Source organism: Sphaerisporangium flaviroseum (assembly GCF_039537005.1).
In the GTDB taxonomy this organism is placed as follows: domain Bacteria; phylum Actinomycetota; class Actinomycetes; order Streptosporangiales; family Streptosporangiaceae; genus Sphaerisporangium; species Sphaerisporangium flaviroseum.
On sequence record NZ_BAAAZR010000028.1, the window covers coordinates 327,282 to 340,689 of the forward strand.

The 13,408-nt window shown below is 66.3% G+C and carries 11 protein-coding genes; 5 read left to right on the plus strand and 6 right to left on the minus strand.

Going from position 1 to position 13,408, the window contains the following annotated elements:
• Positions 1-16: 16 nt before the first annotated feature.
• Both ABD810_RS29370 and ABD810_RS29375 read right to left on the minus strand, forming a co-directional pair.
• Positions 17-868 carry a DUF1996 domain-containing protein gene (locus tag ABD810_RS29370; RefSeq protein WP_344947617.1) on the minus strand — a complete coding sequence of 284 codons (852 nt, stop codon included), beginning with the start codon at positions 866-868 and terminating at the stop codon, positions 17-19.
• Positions 869-1,239: 371 nt separating this feature from the next.
• Positions 1,240-3,936 carry an RICIN domain-containing protein gene (locus ABD810_RS29375; RefSeq protein ID WP_344947620.1) on the minus strand — a complete coding sequence of 899 codons (2,697 nt, stop codon included), beginning with the start codon at positions 3,934-3,936 and terminating at the stop codon, positions 1,240-1,242.
• Positions 3,937-4,218: 282 nt separating this feature from the next.
• Here ABD810_RS29375 and ABD810_RS29380 point away from each other — a divergent pair, with 282 nt between their 5' ends.
• From ABD810_RS29380 to ABD810_RS29395, 4 genes are all read left to right on the plus strand, one after another.
• Complete coding sequence (locus ABD810_RS29380) at positions 4,219-4,404, plus strand: hypothetical protein (protein WP_344947622.1); 186 nt, start codon at positions 4,219-4,221, stop codon at positions 4,402-4,404.
• An 860-nt stretch (positions 4,405-5,264) separates the two neighbouring features.
• On the plus strand, positions 5,265-5,663 hold the full coding sequence (locus ABD810_RS29385) for a hypothetical protein (RefSeq protein ID WP_344947625.1): 399 nt from the start codon (positions 5,265-5,267) through the stop codon (positions 5,661-5,663).
• Between the two features lie 286 nt (positions 5,664-5,949).
• Positions 5,950-6,384: a hypothetical protein gene (locus ABD810_RS29390; protein ID WP_344947628.1), complete on the plus strand. Its 435-nt coding sequence runs from the start codon at positions 5,950-5,952 to the stop codon at positions 6,382-6,384.
• Between the two features lie 602 nt (positions 6,385-6,986).
• Entirely contained in the window at positions 6,987-7,280 is a 294-nt protein-coding gene (locus ABD810_RS29395; protein WP_344947630.1) for a hypothetical protein, read from the plus strand.
• Between the two features lie 526 nt (positions 7,281-7,806).
• Here ABD810_RS29395 and ABD810_RS29400 read toward each other — a convergent pair.
• Positions 7,807-8,970, minus strand: a complete 1,164-nt coding sequence (locus ABD810_RS29400) for an acyl-CoA dehydrogenase family protein (RefSeq protein WP_344947633.1) — start codon at positions 8,968-8,970, stop codon at positions 7,807-7,809.
• A 175-nt stretch (positions 8,971-9,145) separates the two neighbouring features.
• Here ABD810_RS29400 and ABD810_RS29405 point away from each other — a divergent pair, with 175 nt between their 5' ends.
• Positions 9,146-10,465: a UDP-glucose dehydrogenase family protein gene (locus ABD810_RS29405; RefSeq protein ID WP_344947636.1), complete on the plus strand. Its 1,320-nt coding sequence runs from the start codon at positions 9,146-9,148 to the stop codon at positions 10,463-10,465.
• Between the two features lie 124 nt (positions 10,466-10,589).
• On the opposite strand, the gene purE is transcribed toward ABD810_RS29405, so the two are convergent.
• The 3 genes from purE to ABD810_RS29420 all read right to left on the minus strand — a co-directional run bounded on the left by purE (position 10,590) and on the right by ABD810_RS29420 (position 13,395).
• On the minus strand, positions 10,590-11,117 hold the full coding sequence (gene purE / locus ABD810_RS29410) for a 5-(carboxyamino)imidazole ribonucleotide mutase (protein ID WP_344947639.1): 528 nt from the start codon (positions 11,115-11,117) through the stop codon (positions 10,590-10,592).
• Positions 11,117-12,286, minus strand: a complete 1,170-nt coding sequence (locus ABD810_RS29415) for a 5-(carboxyamino)imidazole ribonucleotide synthase (protein WP_344947642.1) — start codon at positions 12,284-12,286, stop codon at positions 11,117-11,119. The genes purE and ABD810_RS29415 overlap by 1 nt, the downstream gene beginning before the upstream one ends.
• Positions 12,287-12,450: 164 nt before the next feature.
• Complete coding sequence (locus ABD810_RS29420) at positions 12,451-13,395, minus strand: DUF8094 domain-containing protein (protein WP_344947645.1); 945 nt, start codon at positions 13,393-13,395, stop codon at positions 12,451-12,453.
• Positions 13,396-13,408 lie beyond the last annotated feature (13 nt).

The window sequence follows — 13,408 nt, forward strand, 5'->3', positions numbered from 1 at the left end:
GCGGTGTCGCGGGGCGTTACGGCTTGTGCGGGTCCTGCCCGTAGCCGTTGCACTGGCGCCCGCCGTTGATGCAGTAGGCCACGAGGTACGCCTGGCGCTGAGCGTTCCAGCCGTTCATGAAGTCGTAGTGGAAGGTGTACGCGGCGCCCGAGGAGAGGGACAGGCCGCTGGTGTTCCCACCGGGCAGCGGATACGGGACCTTGATCTCGAGCATCGGCAGAGGCACCGGGTGGTCCAGCGGGCAGACTCCGCGGACCGGCCACGCCATGTGCGACTTGTGGTCGGCGCTGTCGAGGTTCACTCCGTCCCAGCAGCTCGGCGCCTTCAGCCGGGCGACCAGGGATGAGCCGCTCGGGCACGATCCGGGGAAGACGGTGCCCGTGTAACCGGGGCACTTCCAGGTGCCCTGGTACGCGGCGGCGTTCGGCGTGCGGGCGTCACCGACGACGAGCCGGAACCCGGGCGGGAACGGCCGGACGGTGCGGTAGTCCTTGACGTCGGACTTGTAATAGATCGTCGGCTTGTCCGGCAGCCGTACGGTGCCGTTCTGCAACAGCGTCGGGAACCAGTACCCCGACGCGTCGAGCGTGTCCTCGCAGGACGTCGCCCCGCCGACGAGCCCCTGCGGGGTGGAGCTCGCGTTGGTGGCGGGGTTGCCGACGAAGGTGTGGTTGTGCGACGCCCCCGGCAGGCCGGGGAAGATGATCGGGTCGTCGCTGAGCCGGTGGGTGACGGTGCAGTTCGCGTGCATCTCCTGGTACTGCGCGAACGGCGGATCGTCGGCCGCTTGTACGGCACTGGCTTGTGCGGTGCCTGCCGCTGCCAGGACGAGCGCGGCCGTTGCGACCGCGAGGGTGCGAATACTCATGACGCCTCCTGGGCGAGTGAGCATCGGAAGTGGGGTGGAATCCGGACTTTATTACGGCAATGTTGCAGCGGAAAGCGCTTGCCAAAATTTGCCATCGGACACCCCACGAGCCCGGGGTGATCGTTTCCGAGCAGGTCAGAGGGTGTGCGCAAGGCTCGGCGATGGACCGTTACACCAGGAGAATCGCGCACGGATGAAACGGCTGTGAAACGTCGGCAGGGTGGGCCGCGGAGAGTGCACGGATGAAACAGCTGCGAAACATCGGCACGGTGGACCGCGGACAGCGCACGGATGACACGCTGTGAAACATCGGCACGGTGCACCGCGGACGGTGCACGGATGACCGTCCGCGGCCCCGGTAGGACCTCAGGTCAGCTGCGCGTGCTCCACTGCTGGTTCGTGCCGCCGTTGCACGCCCACAGAATGAGTTTCGTGCCGTTGGCGGTGCCGCCGCCGTTGGCGTCCAGGCACAATCCGGACTGCACACCGGTGATGGTGCCGTTGGAGTTGAGGTTCCACTGCTGGTTGTTCTGTCCGTTGCAGTCCCAGATCACTACCTGGGTGCCGTTCGAGGTGCCCCTGTTGTAGGCGTCCAGGCACTTGCTGCCGAACACCTGCAGTTGCTTGCCCGAGGTGTACGTCCACCGCTGGTTGGTGCCGCCGCTGCAGTCCCACAGCTGCGCCTGAGCGCCGTTGGTCGCCGTGCCGCCGGTGATGTCCATGCATCGACCCGACTGGCCACCCACGATCATGACGTTCTGCTGTCCGCCCCCGCTGGTGTTTCCTTGCCTGACGAGCGATTTCGACTCGGCCGATCGATTGCCCTGGGCGTCCACGACGTAGAGCCGATACTCACCGGCCGACGTCGGAACGGCGATGGAGGTCGCGGTTCCGCCTGCCCTGGTCATCGTGTTGCCGACGGCGAAGGAAGTCGTGCCCAAGGGAGCCAGCCAGACCGACTTGCTCGCGTCGCCGGTGCTCCGGATGGGGATCGATGTCACACCGGTGCCGACGAACGTGCTGGCAGGCAGGACGTAATCCGGCAGGGAAAGATTGCTCTGCGGGATGATGTTCCGGTATGCCTCCTCGAGTCCGGAGTTCACGGCGATGCCATAGGCCTGCGACGGCCAGACATAGTCGGAAGATACGAGGATGTCCTGGACCGTGCTGTTCGGCAGGTTCTTGTTGGAGACTTTGTTGATAGGACCGTATGTCTGCGTGATGCTCAGATCATGCTTACGCCCGAAGTCGTCGGAGTTGATGAGCCACGTGACATTCTTGTCCACGCTCAGGACGTTGTCGCGGAAAGTGATGTACGCAGAGCCTTCGTCCGGGTGGAGTCCGTACTTGTGACCGGCCGGGACACCCTGCAGATAGTTGTTGCTGATCGTGGTTCCCGGCTGGCTGCCCAGCGTGTAGATGGGAGCCGTGTCGCTCAGGCGCTGCACCGTGTCGATGATGTGGTTGTAGCTGATGTTGTTGTTCTTCGCCGTGGTGGTCGGCCGGTTGGGCGCGATCGAGCCTGACGATCCGTCGAAATTCCACCATCCCCAGCCGAGCGTTATACCGGACCACGGGGCTTTCTCGATGCGATTGCGCTGGATGGTCAAGCCGTCGGCGAAGTACGCCGAGATGGGGCTGTGCCCGTTGAACAACACAGCGCTGTCGTATATGTAGTTGTTCTTTATCTCGATGTTCTTGGGCGCTCCTTCGACCTGCACGGGATACTTCTCGCGATTCGTCGAGGTGTGGTCCCCGATGTAGACATGCTGGGGATGACCCACAACGATGGCGGATCCGGCGATGTCGTTGGTGTGGTTTCCGATCAACTGCGTGTTCACCACGTCGTTGGCCATGGTGATTCCGTCGACGCCGGTGTGCTGTATCCGGTTGTTCTGCAGGATGAGCCCGTCGGCGTTCTCGATCTGGATGGCGCCGGGTGCCATGTCGACATTGCGGTAGTAATAGACGTGGAAGTTCTGCTTGGCATATGCGAGTGCGCCGAGATTGCCCTGCTGTGCCTGTTTGAGCACCGAGCCGGCCACGTTGAACAGGTTCCAGTCGGAGTGCTGGACCGTGAGGCCGGAGAATGTGATGTTCCGGGCACGACTGCTCGTGGAGGTGCCGGCGACCCTGAGCAGGGTGGACACATTGTTCGGCGCGAAAACCGTCGCGGTCGCCATGTCTTCGGAGCTTGCCTTGTAGTAGTACAACGTCCGGCTCGTCTTGTCGAAGTAGAACTCGCCCGGGGTGTCCAGGAACTCGTAGGCGTTCATGACCTTGTGGGTGCCGCCGACCTGGGCGTTCCCGTTGAAGGCCCCTTGGGCGATAGCCGCTCCCGGCTGCTGGAACTGAGCTATACGGTTCGTGCCGTCAGAGGTGACCTGCCGGACTCCCACGATGGCCGTGGTCCAGGTCGTCCCTGTTTCTAGTTCGATGTCGTCCTGATTGCTAGCGATAGCGGGAAAGTCACCCAGGCTGTACTTCGCTCCCGCGCACTGCGAACCCGATTCCCACGCCCAGGTCGCCTGCCCCGCCGTGATGTTGTAGGTCCCGTAGCACCCCGCCGAGCCCATTGTCTTCGAAGCCATGTACGCTCGCTTGTCGTTGACATAGAGCGCGCGGAGCTTGTTGCTGCGATTCAGCGGGGCTTTCCAGATGTTACCGCTGTGCTGCGTCCATCCGGTTACCTGAACGCCTCCGCTGAGGATCGGCGTCTCGTTCTGGTACGCGGCGTATATGACCCGGTAACCATTCGTGCCGGAGTCGGCCGGCGTGAAGTCGATCGTGCTGCCGACCGGATAGTTGCCGCCGCGGAGATACACGTAGATGTCGCCTGTCATGTTCGCGTTCACCGTGCGAACGACGTCCCTCGCGCGCTGCACGGTTCTGAACGGTGACGTGATCGTTCCAGGGTTGGCGTCGTTGCCGTCGGGGGCGACGTAGTAGGTCGCCTGGGCCGCCGCCGAGGCCGGGGTACCGCCTGCGAAGGCCGGCAGCAACACGGCGGCAACGAACACCGTCAGCGCTGCTAACGCCTTCCCAGTGGTGGACAAGGCTGACTTCACGCTCTGTTCCTTTCGCTGGTTCCGAGCAAATGGGTTCGCCGCGCGATCACCCCGCCGTAGCGGAACTCGTCGGGGTGTGCCATCGCGCGGCCGCGGCGCCTGTCTTGCCGCTGAGGGCATCGATCGGAGGGTCGTGCGCCTTTCCGGGCCGAAGGGCCGTGCGCCTTTCCGGGCCGAAGGGCCGTGCGCCTTTCCGGGCCGAAGGGTCGGCCGCCCTCACGCCATGCGCGGCGATCACCGGTAGAGCCTGGGCCTCGGCAGGCTCGTCGTCGGTGAGGCCGAATGTCCTTACCGTGGGATGAACGGCACCGGCCGGTCGTGCGCACCGGGCATTTCGCCACAGGCGGCTCACGGGCCCTCCAGTACGCGAAGGACGGGCTCGCCGGTGCTGAAGGAGCCCTGGTCGTCCGCCCCGGCGCCGCGCTGACGAGGGTCACCGCCGCCGAGGCGCGAGAGGTCTCCTCATAGCACGCCCCAAGAATCCGTGACACACGTGGCATTACTGTTTCGTAACGTATGACGTATGCCGACTGATGTCTGGGGGTAATGTCGCATTAACCAGGGCGTCTTGCAACAGTGGATGGAGCAGGGGAAGGCGCACCTTCATCCACCCCGGCGCCACGACGCCGGGTGATCTTCCGCGACATGGCCGTTCCCGCGGGCCGCGGCGGGGTCCCGCCGGTCATGCGTACGGCTGCGACCCGGCAGCTCGCGGACCCGATCTGCCAGGTCAGGGGCTGCGCCTCCGTCGCCGCGCCGGTCGCCGGCGGCCCGGCACAATCCTCCGTGCGGCGCCCGCGGCGCACCAGATCCCTGCCGGATCAGCCCGCGCTCCGGGCAGGTTGAGAGAGGAAACCGCTTACCTCAGCAGTGGTGAATCACATTTGCCGATGTAACTTTCACCAGCGAACGCGATCACATTCGCCGACTCACTCAGTCGCCGCCGGTCACGGCCGACACGACGAACCCCGCCTCGCCGCACGGGCGAGACGGGGTTTCTTCTGCTCAACGCCTACTTCAACAGCTGGCGGGCCATTTCCGTCGTACTTCTAGTGATCACGGTGGTAGTTCAAGGAATTTTGCTCCGCCAACACGCTGCCTCGATTACCGTTCTCCAAGAGCAAAAGCTGTTCCCGGGCTATCCGGACCACCGGGACCACCCGGACCGTCGGGACCTCGTGGCGCACGAGGTGCTCGGGGCCCCGCAGGGGTTGGCGCGGTGCCAACGGTTCCGCAGCAATCGATGTCCTTGTAGCCGAAAGATCGGCCGTGACCTGCGCTATGTGCCCGAGGATGTCATGTCCTGGGTCCGGGAACAGGAGTAGCCGGTGGCCTACGTCAAGGACCTGTGGACCAACACCCTTCGTCGCCCTGACGGCAGGACGGAGAAGGTCAAGACCTCGCGGTACGGCGGTGGAAAGCGCTGGCTCGCCGTGTGGCTTGATCCCGATGGAAACGAGGTGTCCGCCGCCTTTGACCGGAAGGTCGATGCGGAGAAGAAAGCCGCGTCGATGGGCACCGACGTCAACCGCGGCGAGTACATCGCCCCCAACGCCGGCAAGGTGCTGTTCGGCGACATCGCGGCCCGCTGGCTCGACTCTCGTATCGTCGACCCGTCCACGAAGCTCAGATACGAGTACATCTACCGCTTGCACGTCAGCCCGGCGTTTCGCGCGGCGGCAGGTGAAGAGCATCCTGCCCTCGCACGTCCAGGCGTGGATAAGTGACCTGAACGAGCGCTACGGTCCGTCCACAATCGAGACGTCGTTCCTCGTCCTGCAAGGCGTCCTTGAACTGGCCGTCGCGGACGAGGCGATCAGGAAGAACTTGGTCCGATCCCCGATAGTCCAAGTGCCCAAGCGCCCCGGCGAAGAGCTGCCCGAATTCAGGAAGAAAGCACTGCAAACGGCGAGAAGAGGCCTCGACCATCTCCACGATAATTATCCGGACAGCATGAAATCAAGGGCCTCGAGAACCTAATTGACGAACTGTCGCGACAGAAGGCAATAGCTTATGAAAGAGGTAATCGACTTGGCCAGCACGGGCGCTCTCAAGGATCTCGAAATCGGGGATCCCGTGGCGAAGGCGTTCCATGTGCTCGGTCCCCCGGACGGCGAGACCGAGGTGCCGGACGACAAGATATATGCCTTCGCGGACATCCAGATCATCAAATCACGCAGCGATGTCGTCTGGTATATGGCAATAGAGCCCGACGGGGACCATGTGGATTTCCCGCCCGGCCTATACAAGTCGGTGAGACTTCCTACTCCGCACCGAAATGACCTGCTCGCGGCATTGCGTGACCGGGGCGAGGAACTGCTGGAAACACAGCCCTACGTGTGGGATCAAACATGGTGGCAGGTGGTCGGATCGGGCGTCATATTGCACTTCGACGAAGACGGACTCCTCGATGGTGCGGTGAAACGTGACAGAGCCCTGAATTTCTAGTTGACCCTGTTACTTCATTCGTAGATCTTGAGGTAGGGGTCGCCTCGTCGGTGGTAGCGAATGAGCCATTTCTTCCTGGTGCTGGTCAGGATGGGTGTGAGAGGCTGGGGAGACGCTCTGGTCACACGGCGGCCGACCAAGATCTGATGCCCGCCAGGAGCCTCGTTGCTCTCTTGCCCTGCCGCGATTCCGCTGTCGAACTGCACTTCCTTGCGCCGGGCCGATCTGATCCGTGCTTACCGGGCCGAACGTCAAGGCCGGTGACGGCGCCTGGCTCCAGGAACGGTGGCATTGGGAACGATCACGGCGTAGACGCCGGCGACAGCCGTAGACCGCCGGACATGGGTGACCCCGCCTGATCGCGTCGGCGTAGGTGCGCAGTGGCAGGAACTACTCGACCGTGCCCACCGCGCCGGCCTTGATGCCTTCCGTGAAGCAGCAGTAGGTCCCAACGCGCAACTATGCGGATCCGCCCTTAGGTGGCGCAAACTGGCCTACCAATGTGCGCTGCTGCCGAGGCGGGAGAACCGCTACGACTTCGCCTCGTTCCCTGTCGGTGACGGTGAGCCGTCCGAGGAAACCTGCGTGCCTACCTGTACCGGGTGGGTGAGCAGGTCATCGGATTTGTTTCGGTGACGGATATCACACAGCAGAGTTGGCATGCCTTTGACAGCAAAGACAAACCCCAGCAACGTGTTGGCACGACCAGCCCTGTCGTGAACGTGATCTTCACGGCGGACATGTGGCGTCGGCGGGGCATCGCCCGGGACATGGTTGAAGCCATCGCCCGAGACTCCGGCATCGCGGTGACCGACGTAGCGTGGTCCGGCCCGTTCTCCAAGTTCGGACTCGCGCTGGCGAGGAACATCAGCCCGACTGGCGTTTGGATGGCCTGAAGCCCGATCCGGCCACGGTCCCGCTAGGAATGGCAACGGCTTTGGATCTTGCTGATGTCGGCGTTCGCCTCGGCCACCTGGGTCGTCAGTTCGCGCCGCTGATCAGTGAGCTGTTCCCGCAGTTCAGCTGCTGCCGTTGTTCCTTCAGCCCCTGGGCCAGCGGCTCGACGACCAGGTGCCATCTAGCGGGGTCCGTTAGAAACTACGTAGAGCTGAGGAAGGACGAGCGGCCCTCTCCTCAGTGAATGTACGAACTGACTCGTAAGGGCATCCCGTGCCTCCCTCCAACGGTTGAGCCACTGCCCGCGTAGCGCCTGAGGCACACGTAACGGATCACTCTGAGTGTCCACGCCCACCTCGTGCCAGGCTCCCACGGCTGCGCGCAAAGCCATCGACGACAGCATCTTCCGGCCGCGCGCTGTCTCTCACGGAACACTGACGGAACAGTGATCGTTTGAAGGTCGAAACGAGAGACAGTTCACCCCGTCCACGACGAACGATGGGCGGGGTATCTGCTGGCCAGGAGCTACTTCAACAGCTGGCGGGCCATGACGACGCGTTGGATTTGGTTGGTGCCCTCGTAGATTTGGGTGATTTTGGCGTCGCGCATCATGCGTTCCACCGGGTAGTCGCGGGTGTAGCCGTAGCCGCCGAGGAGTTGGACGGCGTCGGTGGTGATCTCCATGGCGGCGTCGGAGGCGGCGCACTTGGCGGCGCTGGAGAAGAAGGTGAGATCCGCCACCTTCTGGCCGTGCATGGCGAGCTCGGACTTGGCCGCGGCGGCGTAGGTGAGCTGGCGGGCGGCCTCCAGCTTCATGGCCATGTCCGCGACCATGAACTGGAGTCCCTGGAACTCGGCGATGGCCTTGCCGAACTGCCTGCGTTCCTTGACGTAGCCGATGGCGTAGTCGAGGGCGCCCTGGGCGATGCCCAGCGCCTGCGCGGCGATGGTGATGCGGGTGTGGTCGAGGGTCGCGAGGGCGGTCTTGAAGCCGGTGCCCTCCTCGCCGATCATGCGGTCGGCGGGGATCCGCACGTTCTCGAAAATGACCTGGCGGGTGGGCGAGCCCTTGATGCCGAGCTTCTTCTCCTTGGCGCCGAAGCTGACGCCCTCGTCGTCCTTCTCGACGACGAACGCCGAGATGCCCCGGGCGCCGGCGTCCGGGTCGGTCACCGCCATCACCGTGTAGAACTCCGACACGCCGGCGTTGGTGATCCACATCTTGGTGCCGTTGAGCACGTAGTGGTCGCCGTCGCGGACCGCGCGCGTCTTCATCGCGGCGGCGTCGGAGCCGGCCTCGGGCTCGGAGAGGGCATAGGAGAACATGCCCTCACCGCGCGCCACGGGGGCCAGGTAGCGCTGTTTGAGGTCCTCGGAGGCCGAGAGCATCAGCGGCACGGTCCCGAGCTTGTTGACGGCCGGGATCAGCGAGGAGGACGCGCAGGCCCGCGCCACCTCCTCGATGACGATCACGGTGGCGAGCGCGTCGGCGCCGGCCCCGCCATACTGCTCAGGGATGTGCACGGCATGCAGGTCGGCGGCGACGAGAGCCTTGTAGGCATCCCAGGGGAACTCGCCGTTCTCGTCCACGGCGGCGGCGTGCGGGGCGATCTTCTCGTCGGAGAGTGCCCGCACGGTCTCACGCAGCATGTCGTGCTCTTCGGCGGGTGCGTAGAGAGGGAAGCTCATAGACAAATAGTAGGACGTCCAACAATACGGTGGCTGACCGAGGGGTATATGGAAGGCACCCCTCCGGCGAAATGTCCCATTTGTACTGTTGCGGGAGGCCCGGGGGCCGGTAACATGCCTCGGCAACGTAACGGTAAAGATGGGGTCGACAGCCGTACATGGAAGGAGCGCGCTCGTGTCCTATCGCCTGACGGTCCTGGGGACCGGATACTTGGGTGCCACGCACGCGGCGTGCATGGCCGCGCTGGGCTTCGAGGTTCTCGGTCTCGACGTGGACCCTGTGAAGGTGGCCCGCCTGCAGGCCGGCGAACTTCCGATCCACGAGCCCGGCCTGGAAGAGCTGCTCCAGCGCGGGCTGGAGTCGGGGCGGCTACGCTTCACGACCTCCTACGAGGAGGCCGCAGAGTTCGGTGACGTGCACTTCGTCTGCGTGGGAACCCCGCAGAAGAAGGGCGAGTACGCGGCCGACGTGTCCTACCTGGACGACGTCGTCGAGTCGCTCGCCCCGCACCTGACCCGCGAGTGCCTGATCGTGGGCAAGTCGACCGTGCCGGTGGGCACCGCCCAGCGCCTCGCCGACAACCTCCAGCGGCTCGCGCCCGCCGGAGAGCTGGTGGAGCTCGCCTGGAACCCCGAGTTCCTGCGCGAGGGCTTCGCCGTACGCGACACCATGCATCCAGACCGCATCGTCCTCGGCGTCGTCTCCGACAAGGCCGAAAAGGTGATGCGCGAGGTCTACGAGGCCATGCTGTCGGAGGGCACCCCTCTGATCATCACCGACTACCCCACCGCGGAGCTGGTCAAGGTCGCGGCCAACGCCTTCCTGGCCACCAAGATCTCCTTCATCAACGCGATGGCCGAGGTCTGCGAGGCGGCGCACGCCGACGTCAAGGACCTGTCACTGGCGCTGTCGTTCGACGAGCGCATCGGCGGCCGTTTTCTCAACCCCGGCCTCGGCTTCGGCGGCGGCTGCCTGCCCAAGGACATCCGGGCGTTCATGGCGCGCGCGGGCGAGCTCGGCGCCGACCAGGCGCTGACGTTCCTCCGCGAGGTGGACGCCATCAACATGCGCCGCAGGGCCCGCATGGTCGACCTGGCCCGCGAGCTCGCCGGCGGCTCGTTCCGCGGCTGTACGGTCGGAGTGCTCGGAGCGGCCTTCAAGCCCAACTCCGACGACATCCGCGACTCGCCGGCGCTGGACGTGGCCGTGAAGATCCGCGAGCAGGGCGGCAAGGTGACGCTGTACGACCCGGTGGCGCTGGAGAACGCGCGCCGGGCCCATCCCACTTTGGGGTTCGGCTCGTCGGCGCTGGACGCGGCACGCGGCGCGCACGTCGTGCTGCTGCTGACCGAGTGGCAGGAGTTCATCGACCTCGACCCCGAGACGCTTGGCGGCGTCGTGGCCACCCGCAGGATCGTGGACGGGCGCAACGCCCTGGACGCCGAGACCTGGCGCGCCTCCGGCTGGCACTACCGCGCCCTGGGCCGCCCCTAGCGCCGAGCGGTGGGCGAAGGGCTGCATGATCGCCGGGCCGGGTGGACGGCCACCGAGGATCATGCAGCCGGTGGGTACAGGCGCCGTGAGACCGTCCGCGGCGTCCGCCTTGAGCTCATAGTGCTCAGGCCTCGGCTTCAGCCGTCCTCAGACTCTCGGCCTCGGCGCGGAGCCGCTCGCCCTTGGCGTGCGCCTGGGCCCTGAGAGCGGCCTGGAAGGCGGCCATCTTCGACCGCAGCCCCTCGTCGGCGGCGCCGAGGATGCGCACGGCGAGCAGCCCGGCGTTGCGGGCGCCGCCGATCGCCACGGTCGCCACCGGCACCCCGGCGGGCATCTGCACGATGGACAGCAGCGAGTCCATGCCGTCGAGGTACTTCAGCGGCACCGGAACGCCGATCACCGGGAGCGGGGTCACGGCCGCCAGCATGCCCGGCAGGTGGGCGGCTCCCCCGGCACCGGCGATGACGACCCGAAGGCCCCGTTCCGCCGCCCGCTCACCGTAGGAGATCATCTCGTGCGGCATGCGGTGGGCCGAGACCACGTCGGCCTCGAACGGGACGCCGAACTCGCCCAGCGCCTCGGCGGCGAGCCTCATCACCGGCCAGTCGGAGTCGCTGCCCATCACGATGCCGACCAGGGGGTTCCCCGCCATCAGACGTACTCCCCCGTGGCGAGGTGGGCGGCGGCGTGGCGGGCGCGGGCGCGTACCTCTTCGAGATCGGTGCCCAGCGCGGTGACGTGCCCGATCTTGCGGCCCGGCCGTACTTCCTTGCCGTAGAAGTGGATCTTCACTCCGGGATCATGGGCCATCACATGCTCGTATCGGGAGAAGATGTCGGGATCCTCCCCGCCGAGCACGTTCACCATGACCACGACCGGCGCCACCGGAGCGGGCGAGCCGAGCGGGAGGTCGAGCACCGCGCGCAGGTGCTGCTCGAACTGCGAGGTACGGGAACCTTCGATGGTCCAGTGGCCGCTGTTGTGCGGGCGCATGGCCAGTTCGTTGACCATGACCTTCCCGTCCGCGAGCTGGAACATCTCCACCGCCAACAGCCCGGTCACCCCGAGCTCGTTAGCGATCTTGAGCGCGATGTGCTGGGCCTGGGCCGCCTGCTCGGGGTCGAGCCCCGGCGCCGGGGCGATCACCTCGACGCAGATGCCGTCACGCTGGACGGTCTCCACCACCGGATAGCTGACACCCTGACCGTGCGGGGATCGGGCCACCAGCACGGCGAGCTCCCGCTCGAAGGGCACGAACGCCTCGGCCATCAGCTCCGTGTCGCCGGCCAGCACCTCCTCGACCTCGTCGACCGACGAGCAGACCCACACGCCCCGGCCGTCGTACCCGCCGCGCACCGCCTTGAGCACGACGGGCCAGCCGTGCTCCTTGCCGAAGTCCTCCAGGTCGCCGGCGGACGAGACGCGGGCCCATGCGGGGCAGGGCGCGCCGATCGCGGTGAGACGCTCCCTCATCACGGCCTTGTCCTGGGCGTGCACGAGGGCGGCGGCTCCCGGACGCACGGCGAGGCCCTCGGCGGCCAGCGCCTCGACGTGGCCGGTGGGCACGTGCTCGTGGTCGAAGGTGATGGCGGCGCAGCCGGCGGCGAACTCGCGCAGCACGGCGAGGTCGCGGTAGTCGCCGAACCGGATGTCGACGATCACGCGGGCGGCGCTCTCGTCGGGGGAGTTGGCGAGGACGCGCAGCTCGACACCGAGGGCGATGGCCGCCTGCTGGGTCATCCGGGCGAGCTGGCCCGCGCCGACCATGCCGACGACGGGCCCGATGGGAGGCGTTTCGCTCCTGGTCACAACACTGGTCACAAGCCCAAACCCTACCCAGCCCGGAAGGGAACGATGATGTCGGCCGGGCCCTGGCGGGTGGGCCAGGACGCCCCTGGGCAGTGATGGCGGCCGCGTTCCGGCGGTGGCCAGAACGGCCCTGTGCAGTGATGGCGGCCGCGTCCAGGCGGACGGGCCAGAACCCCCTAGGGCGTGATGTCGGCGAGGCCTCTGGTCATGCCCACGGTCGTCAGCTTGCCGTCGGTGGCGACCTTGGTCGCGAGGACGACCACCTCGGTGGCGTGGATGGTCGAGAGGCCGGACTCGCCGGTGAAGGCACGCACCGCGTCCGTTCCGAAGATCGGGTGGGCGAGCTTGCGCGCGCTGGTCTTCTGCGTGTACATGATCTTGATGGCGTGGAAGACCAGCGCCCCGCCGCCGTTCACCGCCAGGGCCCTGGTCTCCCCGGGCACGAGCTGGATGTCGGAGCTGAGCCGGTCGGGACGTGCCGTGGCGGGCTTCCTCACCAGCTCGGCGAGCAGGTCGCGCATCCGGTCGCCCGAGGCGAACCGTACGCCGCTCAGCCCCGCGCGGTCGGAGAGGAAGGCCAGGTGCTTCTGCGGCACCAGCCGGGCGCGCACCCCGTCCCCGGGGTCGTCGGTGGGCACGGCACGGGTGGTCTCGTTGACATCGAACTCGGGACCGTTCCCAACCAGGCGGATCGGACCGTACGCGAGCCGCCAGCGCTCGTCCTCGTAGGCGAAGACGAAGTAGGCCGGCTCGGGCTTGCGCGCCAGCGCGGCGAACCACGGACGCTCGCCCGGACGGTCGGGCAGGAAATACTCGACATCCGTGTAGTCCACGGCCGCGGGGGCCGGGCGCCCGTTGCGGGCGGCCTCACACGCACGCCGGCCGAGCTCGCTCTGGGCCGAGGTGGTCAGGAAGACGACCTTGACGCAGTCTCGCTTCTTCCAGGCGTCGTCGAGCTCTTTGAGCAGGCCGAACGCGTTCTTCGCATCCTCAGGGCCCACGGTCGCGCCAAGAGCGCTCACAGTGGTGGGACGCACGCTCCGAACCGGGTCGTCGGCCTGCGCGCCACAGGCGGTCAGCAGGACGACACCGATCCCCAGGGTGACCAATCGACGCAGCACGCTAGGAGCCACC